Annotated in this window: 13 protein-coding genes; 4 read left to right on the top strand and 9 right to left on the bottom strand. The window is 60.6% G+C overall.

The window, feature by feature from the left end; genetic code table 11:
• Positions 1 to 268 precede the first annotated feature (268 nt).
• The gene (gene mfd, locus QM007_RS08725) at positions 269 to 3,913 is read left to right on the top strand and encodes a transcription-repair coupling factor (protein ID WP_283489596.1); all 3,645 of its coding nucleotides are present in this window, start codon (positions 269 to 271) and stop codon (positions 3,911 to 3,913) included.
• 76 nt (positions 3,914 to 3,989) lie between these two features.
• On the opposite strand, the gene QM007_RS08720 is transcribed toward mfd, so the two are convergent.
• The 4 genes from QM007_RS08720 to QM007_RS08705 all read right to left on the bottom strand — a co-directional run bounded on the left by QM007_RS08720 (position 3,990) and on the right by QM007_RS08705 (position 7,654).
• Complete coding sequence (locus tag QM007_RS08720; RefSeq protein WP_283489595.1) at positions 3,990 to 4,316, bottom strand: hypothetical protein; 327 nt, start codon at positions 4,314 to 4,316, stop codon at positions 3,990 to 3,992.
• Between the two features lie 87 nt (positions 4,317 to 4,403).
• The gene (gene deoC, locus QM007_RS08715) at positions 4,404 to 5,096 is read right to left on the bottom strand and encodes a deoxyribose-phosphate aldolase (protein ID WP_283489594.1); all 693 of its coding nucleotides are present in this window, start codon (positions 5,094 to 5,096) and stop codon (positions 4,404 to 4,406) included.
• A 29-nt stretch (positions 5,097 to 5,125) separates the two neighbouring features.
• Positions 5,126 to 6,814, bottom strand: a complete 1,689-nt coding sequence (locus tag QM007_RS08710) for a phospho-sugar mutase (protein ID WP_283489593.1) — start codon at positions 6,812 to 6,814, stop codon at positions 5,126 to 5,128.
• A gap of 15 nt (positions 6,815 to 6,829) precedes the next feature.
• The gene (locus QM007_RS08705; RefSeq protein ID WP_423817347.1) at positions 6,830 to 7,654 is read right to left on the bottom strand and encodes a purine-nucleoside phosphorylase; all 825 of its coding nucleotides are present in this window, start codon (positions 7,652 to 7,654) and stop codon (positions 6,830 to 6,832) included.
• A gap of 81 nt (positions 7,655 to 7,735) precedes the next feature.
• Here QM007_RS08705 and QM007_RS08700 point away from each other — a divergent pair, with 81 nt between their 5' ends.
• Positions 7,736 to 9,154: an NAD(P)H-quinone dehydrogenase gene (locus QM007_RS08700; RefSeq protein WP_283489592.1), complete on the top strand. Its 1,419-nt coding sequence runs from the start codon at positions 7,736 to 7,738 to the stop codon at positions 9,152 to 9,154.
• Positions 9,155 to 9,299: 145 nt separating this feature from the next.
• On the opposite strand, the gene QM007_RS08695 is transcribed toward QM007_RS08700, so the two are convergent.
• The 3 genes from QM007_RS08695 to QM007_RS08685 form a co-directional block, all read right to left on the bottom strand.
• Positions 9,300 to 10,694 carry an MFS transporter gene (locus tag QM007_RS08695; RefSeq protein ID WP_283489591.1) on the bottom strand — a complete coding sequence of 465 codons (1,395 nt, stop codon included), beginning with the start codon at positions 10,692 to 10,694 and terminating at the stop codon, positions 9,300 to 9,302.
• A 165-nt stretch (positions 10,695 to 10,859) separates the two neighbouring features.
• Positions 10,860 to 12,677: an acetyl/propionyl/methylcrotonyl-CoA carboxylase subunit alpha gene (locus QM007_RS08690; protein ID WP_283489590.1), complete on the bottom strand. Its 1,818-nt coding sequence runs from the start codon at positions 12,675 to 12,677 to the stop codon at positions 10,860 to 10,862.
• 101 nt (positions 12,678 to 12,778) lie between these two features.
• Complete coding sequence (locus QM007_RS08685; protein ID WP_283489589.1) at positions 12,779 to 13,489, bottom strand: Maf family protein; 711 nt, start codon at positions 13,487 to 13,489, stop codon at positions 12,779 to 12,781.
• A 560-nt stretch (positions 13,490 to 14,049) separates the two neighbouring features.
• On the opposite strand from QM007_RS08685, the gene QM007_RS08680 reads away from it, so the two are divergent.
• On the top strand, positions 14,050 to 14,367 hold the full coding sequence (locus tag QM007_RS08680; RefSeq protein ID WP_237198649.1) for a hypothetical protein: 318 nt from the start codon (positions 14,050 to 14,052) through the stop codon (positions 14,365 to 14,367).
• 74 nt (positions 14,368 to 14,441) lie between these two features.
• Here QM007_RS08680 and exaC read toward each other — a convergent pair whose 3' ends face one another.
• Positions 14,442 to 15,965, bottom strand: a complete 1,524-nt coding sequence (gene exaC / locus QM007_RS08675; RefSeq protein ID WP_283489588.1) for an acetaldehyde dehydrogenase ExaC — start codon at positions 15,963 to 15,965, stop codon at positions 14,442 to 14,444.
• 223 nt (positions 15,966 to 16,188) lie between these two features.
• On the opposite strand from exaC, the gene QM007_RS08670 reads away from it, so the two are divergent.
• Positions 16,189 to 17,592, top strand: a complete 1,404-nt coding sequence (locus QM007_RS08670) for a dicarboxylate/amino acid:cation symporter (RefSeq protein WP_283489587.1) — start codon at positions 16,189 to 16,191, stop codon at positions 17,590 to 17,592.
• Positions 17,593 to 17,673: 81 nt separating this feature from the next.
• On the opposite strand, the gene QM007_RS08665 is transcribed toward QM007_RS08670, so the two are convergent.
• Positions 17,674 to 19,377 (bottom strand): DUF885 domain-containing protein, encoded by a 1,704-nt coding sequence (locus QM007_RS08665; protein ID WP_283489586.1) that lies wholly within the window; start codon positions 19,375 to 19,377, stop codon positions 17,674 to 17,676.
• Between the last annotated feature and the right edge of the window lie 47 nt (positions 19,378 to 19,424).

The following is a 19,424-nucleotide window of genomic DNA, read 5'->3' as shown; positions in this document are numbered from 1 at the left end:
GCTTTGCCGGTCATCTCATACTACCGGTTGGGTCTCGGCTGGGTTAATAGCTCTAGAGTGAAATTACCGGGTTACTCGGTAGTAACTTATGGGGACAAGAATAGTTTTGTTCAAAAATAGTATTGGTGTTTATCACACCTGTATTAGTGGTTATTTTATGCGTATTATTTCAGCCCCTCATGTTCCTGCCAGCCATGAAGCTACGGGGCTATAGGGCCTATGGGATAATAGAGCCTGCACCAGTCGGCCTTACCCCAGGGGAGCGAAGATGTCACTGAGCGGCCTTGCCCAAGCCCTCACCCATGAGCCCAGCTATACCGCAATCACCACCCAGGCAGGTACAGACCCCAAAACCCGCCTCGATGAATTTCTGATTGGCTCTCCTGACGGGGCCAGGCCCTTTCTTCTTGCCGGCATAGCCCAGCAGCTTGCCGCCCAGAACGAGCCGACCCCGCCCGTCCTACTGACTGTCACCGCCACCGACCGCGAAGCTGAAGACACCGTCACCGCCCTAGAGGCGGTACTAGAGCCCGGGCAGGCCCAGCTCTTCCCAGCCTGGGAAACCCTGCCTCATGAGCGTCTCTCCCCGCGAAGCGATACCGTGGGCCAACGCCTAGCGGTCTTGCGTGCCCTTGCTGAGGGGGGCGCGTCCGCCCCTCGCATTGTGGTGGCCCCCATCCGCTCGGTGCTGCAGCCCCTGGTTGCAGGTCTCGAAAAAATGCAGCCGGTGACCCTGCGGGTGGGCGAAGAACAAGACTTTGATGCGCTGATTAAATCTCTTGCATTGGCCGCCTATTCCCGTGTTGACCTGGTGTCTAAGCGCGGAGAATTTGCCGTGCGCGGCGGCATTATCGATATTTTCTCACCGACCGCAGCCCACCCCGCCCGTATCGAATTCTTTGGGGACGAGGTCGAGAATATCCGCTGGTTCTCGGTCGCTGACCAGCGCACCCTGCCCGGTAAAGACCACCCTACCGAGTTACTCGCCCCTCCCTGCCGTGAACTGCTGATTACTCCCAGCGTGATGAGCCGGGCAGCCAGGCTCAAGGGCTCCTTCCCGGGTGCTGCCGCCATGCTCGAAAAAATTGCCGGCGGTATCTACGTTGAAGGCATGGAGTCCCTCATCCCCCTGCTGGTCGACGATATGGTGACTCTGCTGGATCACCTGCCCCCGGGGTCCCTGCCCCTCATTATCGAGCCGGAAAAGGTACGCTCCCGCGCAACCGACCTGGTTGCTACCAACGAGGAGTTCCTGTTAGCTGCCTGGGATTCTGTCACCGACTCTACGGACGCCCCCATTGACCTGGGCGCCAACGGCCCCGACGGGCTGAGCGCCGGTAGCTTCCGCACCATCGCCGCCCTGCGAGAAACCGCCCTCGCGAAGGGCTTTGGCTGGTGGGCTATGACGGCCCTGGGCGTTGACGATGCCATCGATGACGGGATTGACTCGGTCCAGCTAGCTGCCCGCGCCCCCCACACCTACTCGGGCAACGTGACCGAGCTTCTGACCGAAGTTGGGAAAAAGGTAAAGGGCGGGTGGCGGATTACCGTGGTGACCGACGGGCCGGGCCCGCTCACCCGCCTGCTTGACCTTTTCCAGGAAGCTGAGATACCGGCGTCCCGCGTGGACAGCCTGACGAACCTACCTGAGCCGGGCATCATCGAGATGACGACCGCCTCTATGGGGCGCGGTTTCATGATAGACAGCGAAAAGCTGGGTCTGCTGACCGAGGCAGATATTCTGGGCCGCACCAGCCCCTACGCCACCCGCGACCTACGCAGCGGCAAGCTCCCGGTACGCCGCCGTAAGAACGCGGTTGACCCCATGAGCCTGTCAGCCGGTGACTACGTGGTACACGAGCAACACGGTATCGGCCAGTTCGTTGAACTGATTCAGCGCCCTATCGCCGGGGCCACCGTGACTCCGGGACAACCCAAGCCCATGAAGGAATATTTGGTACTGGAATACGCCCCCTCGAAGCGGGGCGGGCCCAAGGACCGTCTCTTCGTGCCCTCCGACCAGCTCGACCAGGTCTCAAACTATGTGGGCGGCGACGCCCCGGTGCTCTCAAAAATGGGTGGCTCCGACTGGGCTAAGACCAAGTCAAAGGCCCGCAAAGCTGTTAAGGAAATTGCAGCTGACCTGATTAAACTCTACTCAGCCCGCCAGGCCTCCCGCGGCCACGCCTTCGGCCCAGACACCCCCTGGCAGCGGGAACTAGAAGAAGCCTTCCCCTATAACGAAACCCCCGACCAGCTCTCGGCTATCAACGAGGTCAAGGCCGATATGGAGAAGGAAATCCCCATGGACCGCCTCATTTCGGGCGATGTGGGCTACGGCAAGACCGAAATCGCTGTGCGTGCTGCCTTCAAGGCTGTGCAGGACGGCAAACAGGTGGCCGTCCTCGTCCCCACCACCCTGCTGGCCCAGCAGCATTACGAGACCTTCACCGAGCGTTTCTCGGGCTTCCCGGTCTCCATCAAGGTGCTCTCTCGCTTCCAGAAGGCCAAGGAATCGGCTGAAATTGCTGAGGGTATTAAGAACGGGTCGGTCGACGTGGTCGTCGGTACCCACCGCATTCTCTCTGAGTCGGTGGACTGGAAGGACCTGGGCCTAGTCATTATCGACGAGGAACAACGTTTCGGCGTAGAACACAAGGAAAAGCTCAAGACCATGCGCACCAACGTGGACGTGCTGGCTATGAGCGCTACCCCCATCCCGCGAACCCTGGAGATGTCCCTGACAGGCATCCGCGAGACGTCCACCCTGGCCACCCCGCCCGAGGAACGCCACCCCGTCCTCACCTTCGTCGGCCCCCGCACCGACAAGCAAATCACCGCCGCAATCCGCCGCGAGCTCATGCGCGAGGGCCAGGTCTTCGTGGTCCACAACCGGGTTTCTAGCATTGAAGAGACCGCCAACGAGATCCAAAAGCTGGTCCCCGAGGCCCGCATTGCCGTGGCCCACGGGCGCATGAGCGAATCCCGCCTGGAAAAAATTATCGTGGACTTCTGGGAACGCAAGTTCGATGTGCTGGTCTCGACCACCATCGTCGAAACCGGCCTGGATATCTCGAACGCCAACACCCTAATCGTGGATCAGGCCCAGAATTACGGTCTGTCCCAGCTCCACCAGCTGCGCGGACGTGTGGGGCGCGGCCGCGAGCGCGCCTACGCCTACTTCCTTTACCCGGCTGAGAAGGTGCTGACCGAGGTCGCCCACGAGCGTCTGAAAGCGGTGGCGACCCACAACGAGCTGGGCGCCGGTATGCGCCTGGCCATGAAGGACCTGGAAATTCGCGGCGCCGGTAACCTGCTGGGCGGTGAACAGTCGGGCCATATCGCCGGTGTTGGTTTTGACCTCTACCTGCGCCTGGTGGGGGAGGCTGTGGCTAACTTCCAGCACGGAGAGAAGGAAGAAGCTCCAGCCGAAATTAAGGTGGATCTGCCGGTCAACGCCCATATGCCACATGACTACGTGAGTTCAGAGCGCCTGCGCCTGTCAGCCTACCGGCAAATCGCCCAGGCCCAGACGGCAGAGGAGCTAGCGGAGGCTCGTGAAGAACTAGTAGACCGGTACGGTGCCCCGCCCGCTCCGGTGGAGAATCTCTTTAAGATTGCGGCTCTTCGCCAGCGCGCTCGCGCCGTGGGCCTGAGCGAAATTGTGGCTATGGGACCCAAAGTACGCTTTTTCCCGGTCAATGACCTGCCGGAGTCCCGGCAGATGCGTCTTGAGCGCATGTACCCGGGCGCCCAGTACCGCCAGATCCCGGGTACCGAGAACTGGCAGATTCTGGTGCCCCGCCCCAAGACGTCCGCAGTTGGGGGTAAAGACCTGGTCGATGATGCCATCGTGGAGTGGACCGAGCAGTTCATCCATGCCATCTTCGAGGCGGGTGTCGCCGGTTCATAAAGCGGTAGGCAGAAATAAGGGGCGGCTCCACCTGAACAGGTGGAGCCGCCCCTTGCTATAAGCAGCGTGCGTTTCTTTACTTGAGGTAAAGGTCTGCGCCGCCGACGTGCTGCTTCTCGTTAGTCTTTGAAGGTAGGAACCACAGGGGGATGATGAAGGTGACGCCGTAGAGCAGAACAGCTACGGTCCACCAGCCCCAGCCGCCCTCGGGGTACATGCCCAGGGTGTAGAGGCAGCCCAGCAGGAGCACGAAGCAGAGAACGAAGAGGGCGATGTTTGAGCCCAGTTCCTTGGTGCCTGAGTACTGGGGGGTGCCGCTGCGGGCAGGGGCGCCGGATTCCATCCCGAAGGATTCAACGTTGGAGCGCTTCTCAGCCTCTGACTTGTCAGTGGTCTTAGACATGGGGAAGTCCTTTTCGTGTGTGTACTTTATTACTCAGTATAGGTGCTATAACGGTGGTTCGCACCATATGACAGAGACAAACCTGGCTTAGTAGCCGCCCTCTGCTGCGTCACCGGCGCCGATGATGGCGATGCCCTTAGACGCACCGATGCGGGTGGCGCCGGCTTCGATCATGGCGAGGGCTTCGTCTCGGGTGCGGACGCCGCCGGAGGCCTTCACTCCAATATCGGGGCCGACGGTGGCCCGCATTAGGGCGATGTCTTCTACGGTTGCACCGGAGGACGAGTAGCCGGTGGAGGTCTTGACGAAGTCAGCCCCGGCTTCAACAGAGGCCTGGCAGGCCAGAACCTTCTGGTCGTCGGTCAGCTCGGAGGTCTCAATGATGACCTTGAGCAGGGCGCCACCGGCGTGGGTAGCCTCGGCGACGGCCTTGATATCTGCCACCAGGGCGTCCTTCTTGTTGGCGCGGGCATCGGCGATATTGATGACCATATCAACTTCGCGGGCACCGGCTTCAACGGCGGTCTTGGCTTCAAAAGCCTTGACCTCGGTGGCGCTGGCGCCGAAGGGGAAGCCTACGACCACGCAGGGGACGGCGGGAGAGCCTGCCAGCTCTTCGGCCAGCACGGGGGCCCAGACGGGGTTGGCGCAGACAGAGGCGAAGCCGTACTGCTTGGCTTCTGCGCAGAGGCGGCGGACGTCCTCTTCTGAGGCAGAAGGGGCCAGGATAGTGTGGTCAATCATGGCAGCCAGTTCAGCTGCTGAAAGTTCGAGAGTCATAGTGTTCTTCCTTGAAATCTTGGTTCTATTTAGAGGCCCAGGGCCGCTGTCATATCTGCCTTGAGCAGGGCCAGCTTGGTGCTAGTAACCTGGCGGGCGTCGGCTACTGAACCGCTGATCGGTACTACTACTTCGAGGTAGCACTTGAGCTTGGGCTCGGTGCCGGAGGGGCGCACAATCACGCGGGTGGAGTCTTCGGTGTAGTAGCGCATACCGTCGGTGGGCGGCAGGGTTTCAGTGCCCTCGGTGAGGTCTTCAACCGACACCACGGGGGATTCGGCGAGCTCTGCGGGCGGGTTAGCGCGCAGGCGCTTCATCATCGTCGGAATCTGAGCCAGGTCGTCGACGCGAACGGAGAGCTGGTCGGTGGCATAGAGGCCGTGCTCGGTGGCAATTTCGTCGAGGAGCGCAGGGAAGGAGGAACCGGCGTCCTTAAGCTCCTGGGCGTAGTCCGCCATGACCAGGGCAGCTGAGATGCCGTCCTTATCGCGCACCTGGGCGTGGTCTACGCAGTAGCCCAGGGCTTCTTCGTAGCCAAAAGTCAGGTTATCGACGCGGGCAATCCACTTGAAACCGGTCAGAGTTTCGTAGTGGGCTACTCCCGCGGCCTTGGCGATGGCCCCTGCCAGGCGGGAGGAGACAATTGAGTTAGCGAAAGTGGCCTCTGCGGGGTCGCTGACGGACGCCAGCACCCGGGTAGCCAGGATCGCTCCGGCTTCGTCGCCGCGCAGCATCGCCCAGGCACCGTCTCGCTTGACGGCGAAAGCCGCGCGGTCGGCGTCCGGGTCGTTGGCGATAATCAGGTCGGCATCAACCTTATCGGCCAGGTCCATGGCAAGGTCCAGGGCACCGGGCTCTTCGGGGTTGGGGAAGGCCACGGTGGAGAACTTGGGATCGGGCTCAGCCTGCTCGGGCACCAGAGTGACGTTAGTGAAACCTGCCTGACGTAGCACAGCCTCAGCGGTCTTACCGCCCACCCCGTGCATGGGGGTCAGCACGATTTTGAGGTCTCGTTCCTTCTGCTCGACCAGGGGAGTGACGCGAGCGATGTAGTCGGTAGCCACGCTCTCGGGCAGTACCGTCCAGCCGTCAGCGGCCAGTACCGGGGTTTCAACAGCGGCGATAGCGGCTGCGATATCCCCGTCGTAGGGAGGAATGATCTGGGCGCCGCGGGCACCGGGTTCAACGGCTGCTCCGCCCAGGTAGACCTTGTAGCCGTTGTCGTTAGGCGGGTTGTGGGAGGCAGTGACCATGACGCCAATTTCAGCCCCGTATTCGCGGGTGGCCCAGGCGGTCACAGGAGTGGGTAGAGCCGAGGGCATGAGGTGAACCTCAATGCCGGCAGCGGTGAAGATTGCGGCGGTGTCGAGGGCGAAGACGTCCGAATTCTTGCGGGCGTCAAAACCCACCACGGCAGAAATCTTCTTCCAGCCCTCGGCGGACGCGCGCGCGGTGGCGTAGTCTGCCAGGCCCTGGGCGGCTCGCTGAACGACGACGCGGTTCATGCGCATGGGGCCAGCGCCCAGCTCGGCGCGCAGACCTGCGGTTCCGAACTGTAGGGTGCCAGAGAAGCGGTCGGCCAGATCAGCGGTTGCGGCCGCATCTCCTGCCTCAACCTGGGCAATGATGCCCTCAAGCTGGGCCTTGGTTTCAGCGTCGGGGTCGATAGCGGCCCAGGCACGGGCCTGCTCAAGGAGCTGCTGAGTATCGATTGACATAGTCTTTCCTTGTCCTTAGAGAGCCGCGATGATGTCTGCGAGCAGGCGGGAAATGCGGGGGCCAGCGGCTTCACCGGCCTCAATGACCTCTGCGTGAGAGAGGGGGGTTTCCTGGATACCGGCGGCCAGGTTGGTGACCAGCGAGATGCCGAAGACCTCAAGACCTGCTGCGCGGGCGGCGATGGCTTCAAGAGCGGTAGACATGCCCACCAGGTCAGCACCCAGTACACCTGCCATCTTGACCTCGGCGGGGGTCTCGTAGTGGGGGCCGGGGAACTGCATATAAACGCCCTCCTGCAGGGAGGGGTCAATGCCGCGGGCAATCTCGCGGATGCGCGGGGAGTACAGGTCGGTCAGGTCAACGAAGTGGGCACCGGTCAGCGGGGAGGCTGAGGTAAAGTTCAGGTGGTCAGAGATCAGGACGGGCTCCCCGGCTGAGTAGGCGGGGTTGAGGCCGCCACAGCCGTTGGTGAGAATCATGGTCTCAGCGCCTGCGGCAGCTGCGGTGCGTACACCGTGGACGACAGCATCAACGCCGCGGCCCTCGTAGAAATGGGTGCGGGAGCCAATCACCAGGGCTCGCTTGCCACTTTCGGTCAGAATCGAGGTCAGGGTGCCGGGGTGACCCACCACAGCGGCCTTGTGAAAGCCAGGTACCTCATCAGCTGAGAGAACATGGGTGGCTTCGCCAATGAGTGAGGCGGCTTCGCCCCAGCCTGAACCCAGCGTCAGCGCCAGGTCATGCTTCTCGACGCCGGTTTTCTCGGCAATGAAGTCCGCAGCCTCACGGGCACGAACCAGTGCCGGGTGGTTGGGATCAGCGGTGGAAACAGCAGAAATATTTGAATCATTCAACACCCTTCTACGGTACCAAACCTGCCCAGAGTTGAGCGTTCATGCGATGTACGACACAATGAAAGGGTGACTCTCAAAACAGACTACGCATCACACAAGATTGTTATTCTCGGTGGCGGCCCTGGCGGCTATGAGGCTGCTCTTGTTGCCGCTAGCCACGGCGCCGATGTCACTATCATCGAAGATAAGGGCATGGGTGGCTCGGCCGTCCTCACTGACGTCGTCCCCTCTAAGACCTTGATAGCTAGCGCGGACGCCCGCAACCGCTTCGGCAAGGCCCAGGAGCTTGCTATCTCGGTGGGGGACGATGACGCAGCCCCGCCCATCTCAGTTGACCTAGCCAAGGTTAACAAGCGCCTAATTGACTTAGCCCACCAGCAGTCCCACGACATCAAACGCACCCTGGAACGCAGTGGCGTGAAGGTGATTGACGGTCGAGGCAAGTTAGTAGACCGCCACACTGTGGAAGTTACCGATTCGACCGGCCTTACCTATGACCTGACCACCGAGTTCATTATTCTGGCGGTGGGTACCCACCCCCGCGAGCTGCCCACCGCTCAGCCTGATGGCAAACGCATTCTCAACTGGACCCAGCTCTACTCCCTGGAAGAACTTCCTGAAGACCTCATTGTGGTTGGCTCGGGCGTTACCGGCGCAGAGTTCGCCTCAGCCTATAACGGGCTAGGTTCTCGGGTTACCCTGATTTCCTCCCGTGACCGGGTGCTACCCGGTGAGGATGAGGACGCCGCGACCGTCCTTGAAAATGTTTTTGAACGCCGCGGTGTGCGCGTTATGCCCCGCTCTCGCGCAGAGGCAGCCTGCTACAACGAAGCCGGCGACGGTGTCATCGTCACCCTGGGCGACGGACGCAAGGTTGCAGGCTCTCACGTGCTGATTGCTGTTGGTTCGATTCCCAACACCGAAAACCTGGGTCTTGAGGACGCCGGGGTGGAGGTCAGCGAATCGGGGCACATTAACGTGGACCGAGTTTCTCGCACCAGCATCCCCAACATTTATGCGGCCGGTGACTGTACCGGGGTTTACCCGCTGGCCTCCGTGGCCGCGATGCAGGGCCGCGTTGCCGTTTCGCACATGCTGGGCGATATCGTCAAGCCCCTGCGCACCCACCAGGTCGCCGCAAATATCTTTACGGCTCCTGAAATTGCAACCGTCGGCGTGAGCCAGAGCGAAATTGAGTCGGGAAAGTACCAGGCAGATATGGTCATGCTGCCCCTGGCGACCAACCCCCGCGCCAAGATGATGGCGGTGGAGGATGGCTTCATCAAAATCTTTGCCCGCAAGCACTCGGGAACCGTCATCGGCGGTGTGGTGGTAGGCCCCCGCGCCTCAGAACTCATCTTCCCGCTCTCGCTAGCAGTCGATAAGAAACTGCACGTGGACGATATTGCCGAAACCTTCACGGTCTACCCCTCGCTGACCGGCTCTATCTCAGAAGCCGCGCGGCAGTTGCACACTATGCAGTAGTAGATGAAAAAGGGGGAGGGGTAGCGCCCGCTCTTGCCGACTAACCTTCTCGCTGGCTCGCAAGCTCGCAAGCGATTCATGCCAGCCCCAGCCAGTCGGCTCCGAACGGGCGCTACCCCTCCCTTTGTGTCGTTAAAGCTCTACCCTACTTAGTGCGGACCATAGTGGTCAGATCCACATCGCGGGTCTCATGGGTGATAGCCATGAAGATCAGGGTCAACAGACCTGCACCGGCCAGGTAGAGGCCAACCGCGCCCACACCGCCGTTGGCGTTCAGCCACACCGCGGCGTAGGGGGTCAGTGCTGCACCGAGGATGGACGCAACGTTGTAGCTGATGCCCGAAGCGGTGTAGCGGACGTTGGTGGGGAAGAGCTCGGGTAGGTAGGCGCTCATGGAGCCGAAGGTCAGGCCCATGAGGGTCATACCGATGGCCATGAAGAGGACGATGCGGCCGGTGTTGGCGTCCTCACCGGTGCCTACAAGGGATGGGTCCATGAGGAAGCCGAAGGAGAGGCCGAAGATGATGATGGCGCCGGTGATGACGAGCTGGGAGGAGCGGCGTCCGTACTTGTCAGCTAACCAGCCGGAGACCGGGACCATGGCTGCAAAGAAGAGAATGGTGATGAGCTGGATGACCAGGAATTCGCGGTAGGCGATGCCCAGACCGCCTTTTTCTACCTTGCCGATGCCGAAGGACAGAATCCAGGCAGTCATGAGGTAGAAGAGCACATAGGTGGCCAGCATGATGAAGGTGCCCTGGATCATGGGCCACCAGGCGACCCTGAAGGCCTCGGCCAGGGGAGTCTTGACCTTCTCGTCCTTTTCGAGGGCCTGCTTAAAGACCGGGGTTTCTTCCAGCTTGAAGCGGACGTAGAGGCCAACGGCGACCATGATGATGGAGGCGATGAAGGGGATGCGCCAGCCCCAGACCAGGAAGTTGTGGTCGATGGTGTCGCCGGCGGCCAGTGAGGTGAAGCCCATGGTGACGGTCAGAAGCAACATGAAGCCGTTGGCCAGGATGAAGCCGAATGGGGCACCCAGCTGGGGCCACATGGCGGCGCGGGCACGCTTTCCTTCTTCAGCGTATTCGGTAGCCAGCAGGGCAGCGCCTGACCATTCGCCGCCCAGGCCTAGACCCTGGCAGAAGCGCAGGATGGTCAGCATGGCCGGTGCCCACAGGCCGATTTGGTAGTAGGTGGGGAGCAGGCCGATGAGGAAGGTGGCGATACCCATGGTCAGGAGCGCGCCGACCAGGGTTGCCTTGCGGCCTACCTTATCGCCGAAGTGGCCAAAGACGATGGAGCCGATAGGGCGGGCGATGAAGGCTGCGCCGAAGGTCGCCATGGAGGCGAGGAGCTTGGCGGTGTCGTCCTCGCCGGTGAAGAAGAGGGCGGGGAAGACGGCCACGGCGGCGGTGGCGTAGATGTAGAAGTCGTAGAACTCGATGGTGGTGCCGATGAGCGACGCCATGATGACGCGGCTGCGGGGCACGGTCTGCTCGGTGGCAGAGGATGCTGGGGTGGCGGTTGTGGTGCTCACAGGATCTCTCTGAGGGTGTGTGGAATGTGCTGAACAGTTTTACTCTAAAACCGGCGTCCTGTATGTGAAACTTAGATTCCACTATGTGAGTATAGGGGCGTGGGGTAAAGATATAGCCCCTCTGCCTGGTGGCAAAGGGACCTCTCTGAGCTTGTATACGTAGGTTTACTTGATGGTGGCGATAATAGCCCCGGCAGAGACGGTATCGCCTGCCTTGAGCTTCAGCCCAGTGACCTTACCGGCCTTGTGGGCGGTGATGGGCTGCTCCATCTTCATAGCTTCTAGCACCACAATCAGGTCGCCTTCAGCTACCTTGGCACCGTCCTTGACCGCTACCTTGACGATAGTGCCCTGCATGGGGCTGGTGAGCTCGTTGCTGTTGGCAGAGCCGGACGCCCCGCCGCGGCTTGAGCGGGACTTGCGGGCCTTCGAAGCGGCAGCAGGCTTGGCTGAGGTGCCACCAATAGCGGGCAAGACAACTTCCATGCGCTTGCCGTTGACCTCAACAGTGATTTTCTGCCGTTCCTCGTCAGCCTCAGACAGGGTGAGGGCACCGTCGTAGGCGGGCAAGGTGTTCTTAAATTCGGTTTCAATCCAGCGGGTGTGAACGGCGAAATCACCGCCGGGGGCAGGAGCGAAGGCAGGCTCATCGAGCACCGCGCGGTGGAAATTGGCAACGGTGGGCATACCCTCGATGACCAGCTCACCCAGGGCGCGGCGGGCCCGCTGCAGAGCCTGCTCGCGGGTGGCGCCGGTGACAATGAGCTTGGCAATCATAGAGTCAAAGTTGCCGCTGACGGTATCACCGGCAACCACGCCGGAGTCCCAGCGGACGCCCGGGCCGGTGGGTATAACCAGCTTCTCGATGGTGCCGGGGGAGGGCATGAAGCTGCGGCCGGCGTCCTCACCGTTAATGCGGAACTCGAAGGAGTGGCCGCGCACCTCGGGGTCGGTGGCTTCGATGGTCTCACCGCGGGCGATGCGGAACTGCTCGCGCACCAGGTCAATTCCGGTGACCTCTTCGGATACCGGGTGCTCCACCTGTAGTCGGGTATTGACCTCAAGGAAGGAGATGGTGCCATCGGTGCCCACCAGGAATTCGCAGGTGCCAGCACCCTGATAGCCGGCCTCGCGCAAGATAGCCTTGGAGGCCTCGTAGAGGCGCTCGTTCTGCTCTTTGGTCAGATAGGGGGCAGGGGCTTCTTCTACCAGCTTCTGGTTACGGCGCTGCAGGGAGCAGTCGCGGGTGGATACCACCACAACGTTGCCGTGGGCATCGGCCAGGCACTGGGTTTCCACGTGGCGGGGCGAGTCGAGGAAGCGCTCGATGAAGCACTCGCCACGACCAAAGGCAGCAATAGCCTCACGGACGGCTGATTCGTAAAGCTCGCCGATGCCTTCACGCTCACGGGCGACCTTGATGCCGCGTCCACCGCCACCGAAGGCTGCCTTGATGGCAACGGGCAAGCCGTACTCGTCCGCAAAAGCTTCAACCTCTGCTGCGCTCTTGACCGGGTCTTTGGTGCCGGGCACCAGCGGGGCGCTGACCTTCTCAGCGATATGGCGGGCAGCTACCTTGTCGCCCAGGCGGTTGATAGATTCAGGTGAGGGACCAATCCAGGTAAGCCCGGCGTCGATGACCTGCTGGGCGAACTGGGCATTCTCAGAGAGGAAGCCATAACCGGGGTGTACGGCATCAGCACCGGAACGCTTGGCAACCTCAAGCAGCTTATCCATGACCAGGTAAGACTCGGCAGCAGTGGTGCCACCTAGCGCGTAGGACTCATCGGCTAACAGTACGTGCTGGGCCTCGCGGTCGGGGTCTGCGTAGACAGCGACGGTTGCTAGCCCCTCGTCCTGGGCAGCACGAATAACGCGAACAGCAATTTCACCGCGGTTGGCAATCAGTACCTTGCTGACGGGGCCGGTGTGGCGACCCTTCACCGGGGTAAAGGCCTGGGCCAGGTCGTTATGTGCAGTCACTGTAAAAGCTCCTCGGGTTGATGCGCCGTGCTGTTGCTGGCTATGACGCATTATGAGCAGGCGCCGGGTGGTGGCGCCTCACAAAAGTCGTATCTTGAAATTTATCGCGAATTTTTCCAAATGTCGCTGATTGAAACACCAAAATTAGCCAGCATTGCGCGTAGGGCATGCACCGAAAGCCCCACCACGGTGTGGTATTCGCCCTCAATTCCCTTAATGAAGGCCGCACCGAAACCGTCAATGGTGAAGGACCCAGCCACCCACAGGGGTTCGCCGGTGGCCACGTAGCGCTGGGCTTCTTCGTCGCTGAAGGTATCGAAGTGGACGGTTGCCGTGCGCAGCTCGCTAGCCTCGGGGTATGTGTCGCTGCTCTGGTGAGGGGGAACAGCGCGGGTATCAACCAGCCAGTGGCCCGTGTGGAGCTGCCCGCTGCGTCCGCTCATCGCGGTAATACGGTCCAGGGCCTTCTCGGCGCTACCGGGCTTGCCGTAGGCAAGGCCATCGAGCTCAAAGACAGAGTCGCAGCCCAGCACCAGGGCTCCTGCTGCCTCGGGCAAGGCGGCAACCGCCTGCGCTTTTGCCTTGGCCAGCAGCTGGGCAGTCTGCGCCGGGGTAATATCGCCCAGCCCTGCCTCATAGGCGGCCTGCTGGGCTTCGCGCAGGGCAGCGTCCTCATCGACATCGCTGACAATAACGGTGAAGCGGACGCCGGCGTCCTCCAGGAGCTTTTTGCGGGCAGGGGATGAGGAGGCAAGGACGAGCCGCACTGGCTGTTCGCCCGCCAGGGCTGCGGTTTCAGTAGGGTTCTGCATGGGTAACAGTCTAGTGGTTGGAGCAGTCACAGTTGGCGGGTGGCAGGTGTAGGCTCAACTAGATACTCTTTAGATAGGCTTTTGCTGGCCGACGTTGCTGTCTTAGGCCAGAGAAAAAGACATGAAAGATTAATCCGTGACTGATTCTGATATCCGGCTCTGTTCTCTTAAAGAGGTTAGTGACATGGTGGGGCGTCTGCTGGCTCAGGTGCAGATGCTGGGTTGGGCTCAAGAGGCTGTTGTCTTGCGGTAAATCGATGCCCAGCCTACTAGAGGCCCGGCAGGGCGTAGCTGGTATGGATTTGATATGGCAGCTGAAATATCTGAAGATGCTGAAACCATTGCCAACAATCATGAGTCAGTAGCAATGACCCTGAAGAGGAAGTAGTTATGGACTTACACAATAATGTTGTGGGGCGAGAAATCGGTCGGCGTGTTAGTACTGAGGATGATGCTAAACAGAGGTGTCAGGACGCAGTGACTTCTGGTGAGCTGCAAGTGATAGGTGAGGTAAACCTAGACTCGAATTCCTTTTCTGACAGAAAGAAGGCAGCATCGTTATGAATCTTGTAAAGAATCATAAACTCTTTTTTCTCTCCTTCTGTTTTTGGCTATTTTTGATGGCTTTTGAATACTTCGTCCGTTTTACTGCTGGGATAGCTTGCCATACTTCAAATGAGTATATTCAAGGCGAAGCCTACTGGGGGTTTTTCCCTGTAATTGGAACTCGTTGTGTATGGGATAGCCTGCCTGATGGGGTGAGTGCTTATTCTGGTCCTGGCCTTACAACGGTGGCTGCTCCGGTGATTCTGTGTGCGTGGTTGTTAGAGGCTTGGTTGCAGGGGCGGAAGAAGAAAGAAGCTTATTCCAAAGGGTAGATGGAGCAGGCTCACAGCGAGCGTGAGCCTGCGGAACCCCTTATGGATAAGCCTCAACCTATCAGGGGCAGGTTTTAGAAGAGCCCCATCGGCCTATCTGAGTAGCTGACCAGCATGTTCTTGGTCTGCTGGTAGTGGGCCAGCATCATCAGGTGGGTCTCGCGGCCGATACCTGACTTCTTATAGCCACCGAAAGCGGCATGAGCCGGGTAGTTGTGGTAGTTGTTGATCCACACGCGGCCAGCCTGAATGGTGCGGCCTGCCCGGTAGGCGGTGTTCTGATCACGAGTCCAGACGCCCGCGCCCAGGCCGTAGTCGGTGTCATTAGCAATACGCATCGCCTCATCAAAATCAGTGAAAGAGGTAGTAGCCAAAACGGGGCCAAAAATCTCTTCCTGGAAGATACGCATGTCGTTGCTACCGGCAAAAACTGTCGGCTGAATGTACCAGCCGTCCGCCAGGTCGCCGCCCAGCTCGCAGGCCTCACCGCCGACGAGAACGTCCGCGCCCTCGTCCTTACCAATCTTCAGATAGCCGGTAATCTTGTCCCACTGCTCCTTGGACGCCTGGGCGCCCACCATGGTTTCGGTATCCAGCGGGTTGCCCTGCTTCATAGCCTTCACTCGCTCAACGCCGGCCTCCAGGAAGGAGTCGTGAATGGGCTTCTGAATCAGTGCACGGGAGGGGCAGGTGCAGACCTCGCCCTGGTTCAGACCGAAGGAGGCAAAGCCTTCTAGTGCCTTGTCGTAGAAGGAATCCTTCTCAGCGGCAACATCGGCAAAGAAGACGTTGGGGGACTTGCCGCCCAGCTCCAGAGTGACCGGGATGATGTTGTCAGCTGCAGCCTTCATGATGATGGAGCCGGTGGTGGTCTCGCCGGTAAAGGCAATCTTGCGGATGCGCTTGCTGCCAGAGAGGGCGGCGCCTGCCTCGGGGCCAAAACCGTTCACAATGTTCAGTACGCCGGCGGGAAGCGCATCCTTCCACAGGTCAACCAGGTAGAGCACTGAAACCGGGGTCTGCTCGGCGGGCTTGAGCACGATGGTGTTGCCTGCTGCCAGGGCTGGGGCGATCTTCCAGATGGCCATGAGAATGGGGAAGTTCCAGGGGATAATCTGCCCCACCACGCCCAGAGGCTCGTGGAAATGGTAGGCTACAGTGTTCTCGTCAATCTCTGACAGGCGGCCTTCCTGGGTGCGAATAGCGGACGCGAAGTAGCGCAGGTGGTCAACGCCCAGCGGGATGTCTGCGGCTAGGGTCTCGCGTACAGGCTTACCGTTCTCCCAGGTCTCAGCCACGGCGATGGATTCCAGATTATCTTCCATAATTTGGGCCAGCTTGAGCAGTAGGTTGGCGCGCTCGGTGGGGGAGGTCTTGCCCCAGGTCTCAAATGCCTTCCAGGCTGCGTCAATAGCCTTGTCGATATCAGCTGCGGTACCGCGGGCTACTTCTGCAAAGGGCTTGCCGTTGACCGGGGAGATATCTTCAAAATACTGGCCCTCGGCCGGGGCTACCCATTCCCCTCCGATGAAGTGGTCGTAGCGGGACTTGAAGGTGGTGATGGAATCTGCTGAGCCGGGTGCGGCGTAAACAGTCATTGTCTCTCCTTTGAGTTGTGTTTGACTACGGGGTAGGCAGCCAGGGCCTACCTGTTCACAAAAAGCACATAAAAGTAACTTGAATCACAGTTTAGTGGTGGGTTGTGCAAAAGTGAAGAGCACTACGCGAAAAAACCCTGTCGGTCTGTGACCCACAGCAAAATATGTCCTAGCTTTACATCCCGATTCACAAGCCCCAGAGCCAGGCGTACAGTGTTGAGACATGTCAAACCACACCACAGCAGCCGCTACCCGCAAGAGACTTCCTGCCTGGGCTACGTCCTTCGGCAATCAAATTATCGCCGCCCTTATTCTGGGCGTGATCTTGGGCCTGATAGCCACCAACCTCGGCGGCGACGCCACCGAGAACCCCAACTGGCTCATGACCACCCTCTCTACTATTGGCTCCTCCTACGTCACCTTGCTCAAAGCGGCGGTTGTACCCCTGATCTTTACCGCCGTGGTCTCGTCCATCGCCAACCTGGCTGAGGTAACGAACGCGGCCCGCCTGGCTACCAAGACCCTGCTCTGGTTCGCCTACACCGCCCTCATCGCTGTGGTGATCGGCCTGGTGCTCGGGCTCGTCACCCAGCCCGGTGCAAATACCGGCCTAGCCTCTCCCGAAACCTACGAAGGACGCACTGGCTCCTGGCTGGGCTTCCTCACCGGCCTGATTCCCGCCAACTTCCTGGGCCTGGGTGTGAACATCTCAACCTCCGGTGAAACCGTCACCGGCTCAGCTAGCTTCAATGTGCTCCAGATCCTTGTGATTTCAGTAGCTGTGGGTATCGCGGCCCTCAAGACCGGCCCCGCAGCCAAGCCCTTCCTTGACTTCAATAAGAGCGCCCTGGCCATTATTCAGACCGTCCTCTGGTGGATCATCCGTCTGGCTCCGCTGGGTACCATCGGCCTGATTGGACGCGCCGTCTACGCCTACGGCTGGACCTCCATGGGCTCCCTGGCCCGCTTCGTGATTGTGCTCTATCTCGGCCTGGCCCTGGTACTTTTCGTGGTTTACCCCGCCATTGCCCGCGCCAATGGCCTGTCGGTCAAGCAGTTCTTCTCGGGCGTCTGGCCTGCCGTGCAGATGGGCTTTGTCTCCCGCTCATCCATGGGAACTATGCCCCTGACCCAGTCTGTAGCTGAGCGTAACTTTGGTGTACCTCGCGCCTACGCCTCCTTTGCGGTGCCCCTGGGCTCCACCACTAAGATGGACGGCTGCGCCGCGGTCTACCCCGCGTTGGCAGCACTGTTTGTGGCCCAGTTCTACGGCATCGACCTGAACTTTACCCACTACCTGCTCATCATCATGGTCTCGGTGCTAGGCTCCACCGCTACTGCCGGAACCACCGGTGCAACGGTCATGCTCACCCTCACCCTCTCCACCCTGGGCCTGCCCCTCGACGGCGTTGGCCTGCTGCTGGCTATCGACCCCATCATCGACATGGGCCGTACTGCCGTCAACGTCGCAGGCCAGGCCCTGGTAGCCCTGATTGTCGCCAAGCGCGAGGGTATTCTCAACGAGGAGCTCTACAACGCTCCCCGTACCGAGGGCGGGTTTGTAGCTGAGGACGTCTACGCCCGCCTAGGTGAGGCACCGCAGGTACCTGCCACGGCAGCGTCCTAACACTCCGCTACCACATAGCAGAGGGCGGGCCCTGCACACCGGTCGGTGTACAGGGCCCGCCCCCTTGTTCTCTTGCTCAGGCTAAACAGCTAGTGCCCGGCGCAGGGTATCAAGCCCGACTGAGCCCAGTTTGAGCGCCCGGGTGTGGAAGTCGCGGTCAGAGACTCCGGCGGCACGGGCGTCCTCACGCAGCTGCAACCAAACTCGCTCACCCACCTTGTAGGAGGGGGCCTGACCCGGCCAGCCCAGGTAGCGCAGGAACTCGAAGCGGCGCTGACCCTCAGAGATATCGAGGTTGGCTTCCAGGAACTTATAGCCCTTCTCTGCGTCCCAGATGCCCGGCTCGATACCCAGCTCAGTGACCCAGCGTTCGGGGATCTCAAAGCCGCAGTGCAGGCCGATGTCGAAGACCACGCGGGCAGCGCGCAGGCGCTGGGCATCGAGCATACCCATGCGGTCGCCGGGGTCAGAGAGGTAGCCCAGCTCGTCCATGAGACGCTCAGCATACAGAGCCCAACCCTCGCCGTGGCCCGAAACCCACACAGCGTTAGCCCGCCACTGGTTCAGAGCCTCGGCCATAGCGGTGGCGTAGGCAACCTGCAGGTGGTGGCCGGGCACACCCTCGTGGTAGACGGTTGAGGTCTCTCGCCAGGTGCCAAAGGTATCTTCACCTTCGGGCACCGACCACCACATACGACCGGCACGCTCAAAGTCGGCGGACGGGCCAGTGTAGTAGATACCGCCCTCCTGGGTGGGGGCAATCATGCACTCGAGCTTGCGCAGGGGGCCTTCGATGGTGAAGTGCTCTTGGGCTAGGTAGTCAACGGCGGCGTCGGACAGCTTCTGCATCCAGGCCTGGAGCTCATCGGTGCCGTTGAGGGTGCGTTTGGGGTCAGCATCGAGCAGGGCCTTTGCCTCGTCAATGGTGGCACCGGGCTTGATGGCTTCGGCAACCTCCTGCTGGGCTGCGATAATCCGGCCCAGTTCCTCGATACCCCAGGCGTAGGTCTCCTCCAGATCGAGGGTGGTGCCTACAAACTGACGGGAGTAAAGGGAGTAGCGCTCGCGGCCCACAGCATCTGCCTCGGGTGCGTCGGGGCGCAGGGTGTCTTTGAGGTAGGTAAGAAGTTCGCGGTAGCCTTCCTTGGCGGACGCCGCCCCCTGGGTAGCACGGTCGGCCTGCTCGGGGGCAGCTTCGGCTACCTCGCTTGCCAGAGCGTCGAAGAAACCGCCCTCTGCAACGTAGGTGGCTACCTGCTCGATAACGATATCGACCTGACGAACCGCTGCCACCTTACCTGAGATGCGGGCGGCTTCTAGGGTCTCGATATAACCGCGAACCGCCTCTGCGACATTACCCAGGCGGCCAGCAATGTGCCCCCAATCTTCGGCAGTTTCGCGGTTCATCAGGTCAAAGATAGCTCGGATGCCCTGAACAGGGGATGCGATGTTGTTGAGTTCCCAGTCGCCCAAGCCAGCTTGGTGAAGTTCAAGTTTCAGCCCCAGCCGTTCGCGCATAGCATCGATGGTGACCCGGTCGATATCATCAGCCGGTTCAACGGACTCAAGAGCTTCTAAGGTTGCACGGGCTAGGTCGATCTCGGCCTGGGTGCCGGCGGGGGAGTAGTCGGGGTACTCGGTTTCCCGCCCCTTGCGGCCCTCGATAGTGGCCGCTGCCGGGTCTAGTTCCAGGGTCTTCTCGTAGTAGTCGTTGGCAATACGGTCGACCTTGGTCTGGGTGCGGTCGGCCTTAAAAATTTCGGGTAAATCTGGGTGTAGTGTCATACACCCCATTCTAGATTACTGTGACCCAGAAAACAGGGAGCTGAGTG

Source organism: Rothia sp. SD9660Na (assembly GCF_030064065.1).
Taxonomy (GTDB): Bacteria; Actinomycetota; Actinomycetes; order Actinomycetales; family Micrococcaceae; genus Rothia.
Note: the sequence above shows the minus strand (reverse complement) of the source record. Positions and strands in the feature narration are given on the sequence as shown.

What these genes read in the sequence shown, in the direction of transcription:
- exaC (WP_283489588.1), bottom strand. Translation starts at nt 15,965, where the DNA reads ATGACTGTTTACGCCGCACCCGGCTCAGCAGATTCCATCACCACCTTC.
- QM007_RS08670 (WP_283489587.1), top strand. Translation starts at nt 16,189, where the DNA reads ATGTCAAACCACACCACAGCAGCCGCTACCCGCAAGAGACTTCCTGCC.
- QM007_RS08665 (WP_283489586.1), bottom strand. Translation starts at nt 19,377, where the DNA reads ATGACACTACACCCAGATTTACCCGAAATTTTTAAGGCCGACCGCACC.
- mfd (WP_283489596.1), top strand. Translation starts at nt 269, where the DNA reads ATGTCACTGAGCGGCCTTGCCCAAGCCCTCACCCATGAGCCCAGCTAT.
- QM007_RS08720 (WP_283489595.1), bottom strand. Translation starts at nt 4,316, where the DNA reads ATGTCTAAGACCACTGACAAGTCAGAGGCTGAGAAGCGCTCCAACGTT.
- QM007_RS08685 (WP_283489589.1), bottom strand. Translation starts at nt 13,489, where the DNA reads ATGCAGAACCCTACTGAAACCGCAGCCCTGGCGGGCGAACAGCCAGTG.
- QM007_RS08710 (WP_283489593.1), bottom strand. Translation starts at nt 6,814, where the DNA reads ATGTCAATCGATACTCAGCAGCTCCTTGAGCAGGCCCGTGCCTGGGCC.
- deoC (WP_283489594.1), bottom strand. Translation starts at nt 5,096, where the DNA reads ATGACTCTCGAACTTTCAGCAGCTGAACTGGCTGCCATGATTGACCAC.
- QM007_RS08680 (WP_237198649.1), top strand. Translation starts at nt 14,050, where the DNA reads ATGAATCTTGTAAAGAATCATAAACTCTTTTTTCTCTCCTTCTGTTTT.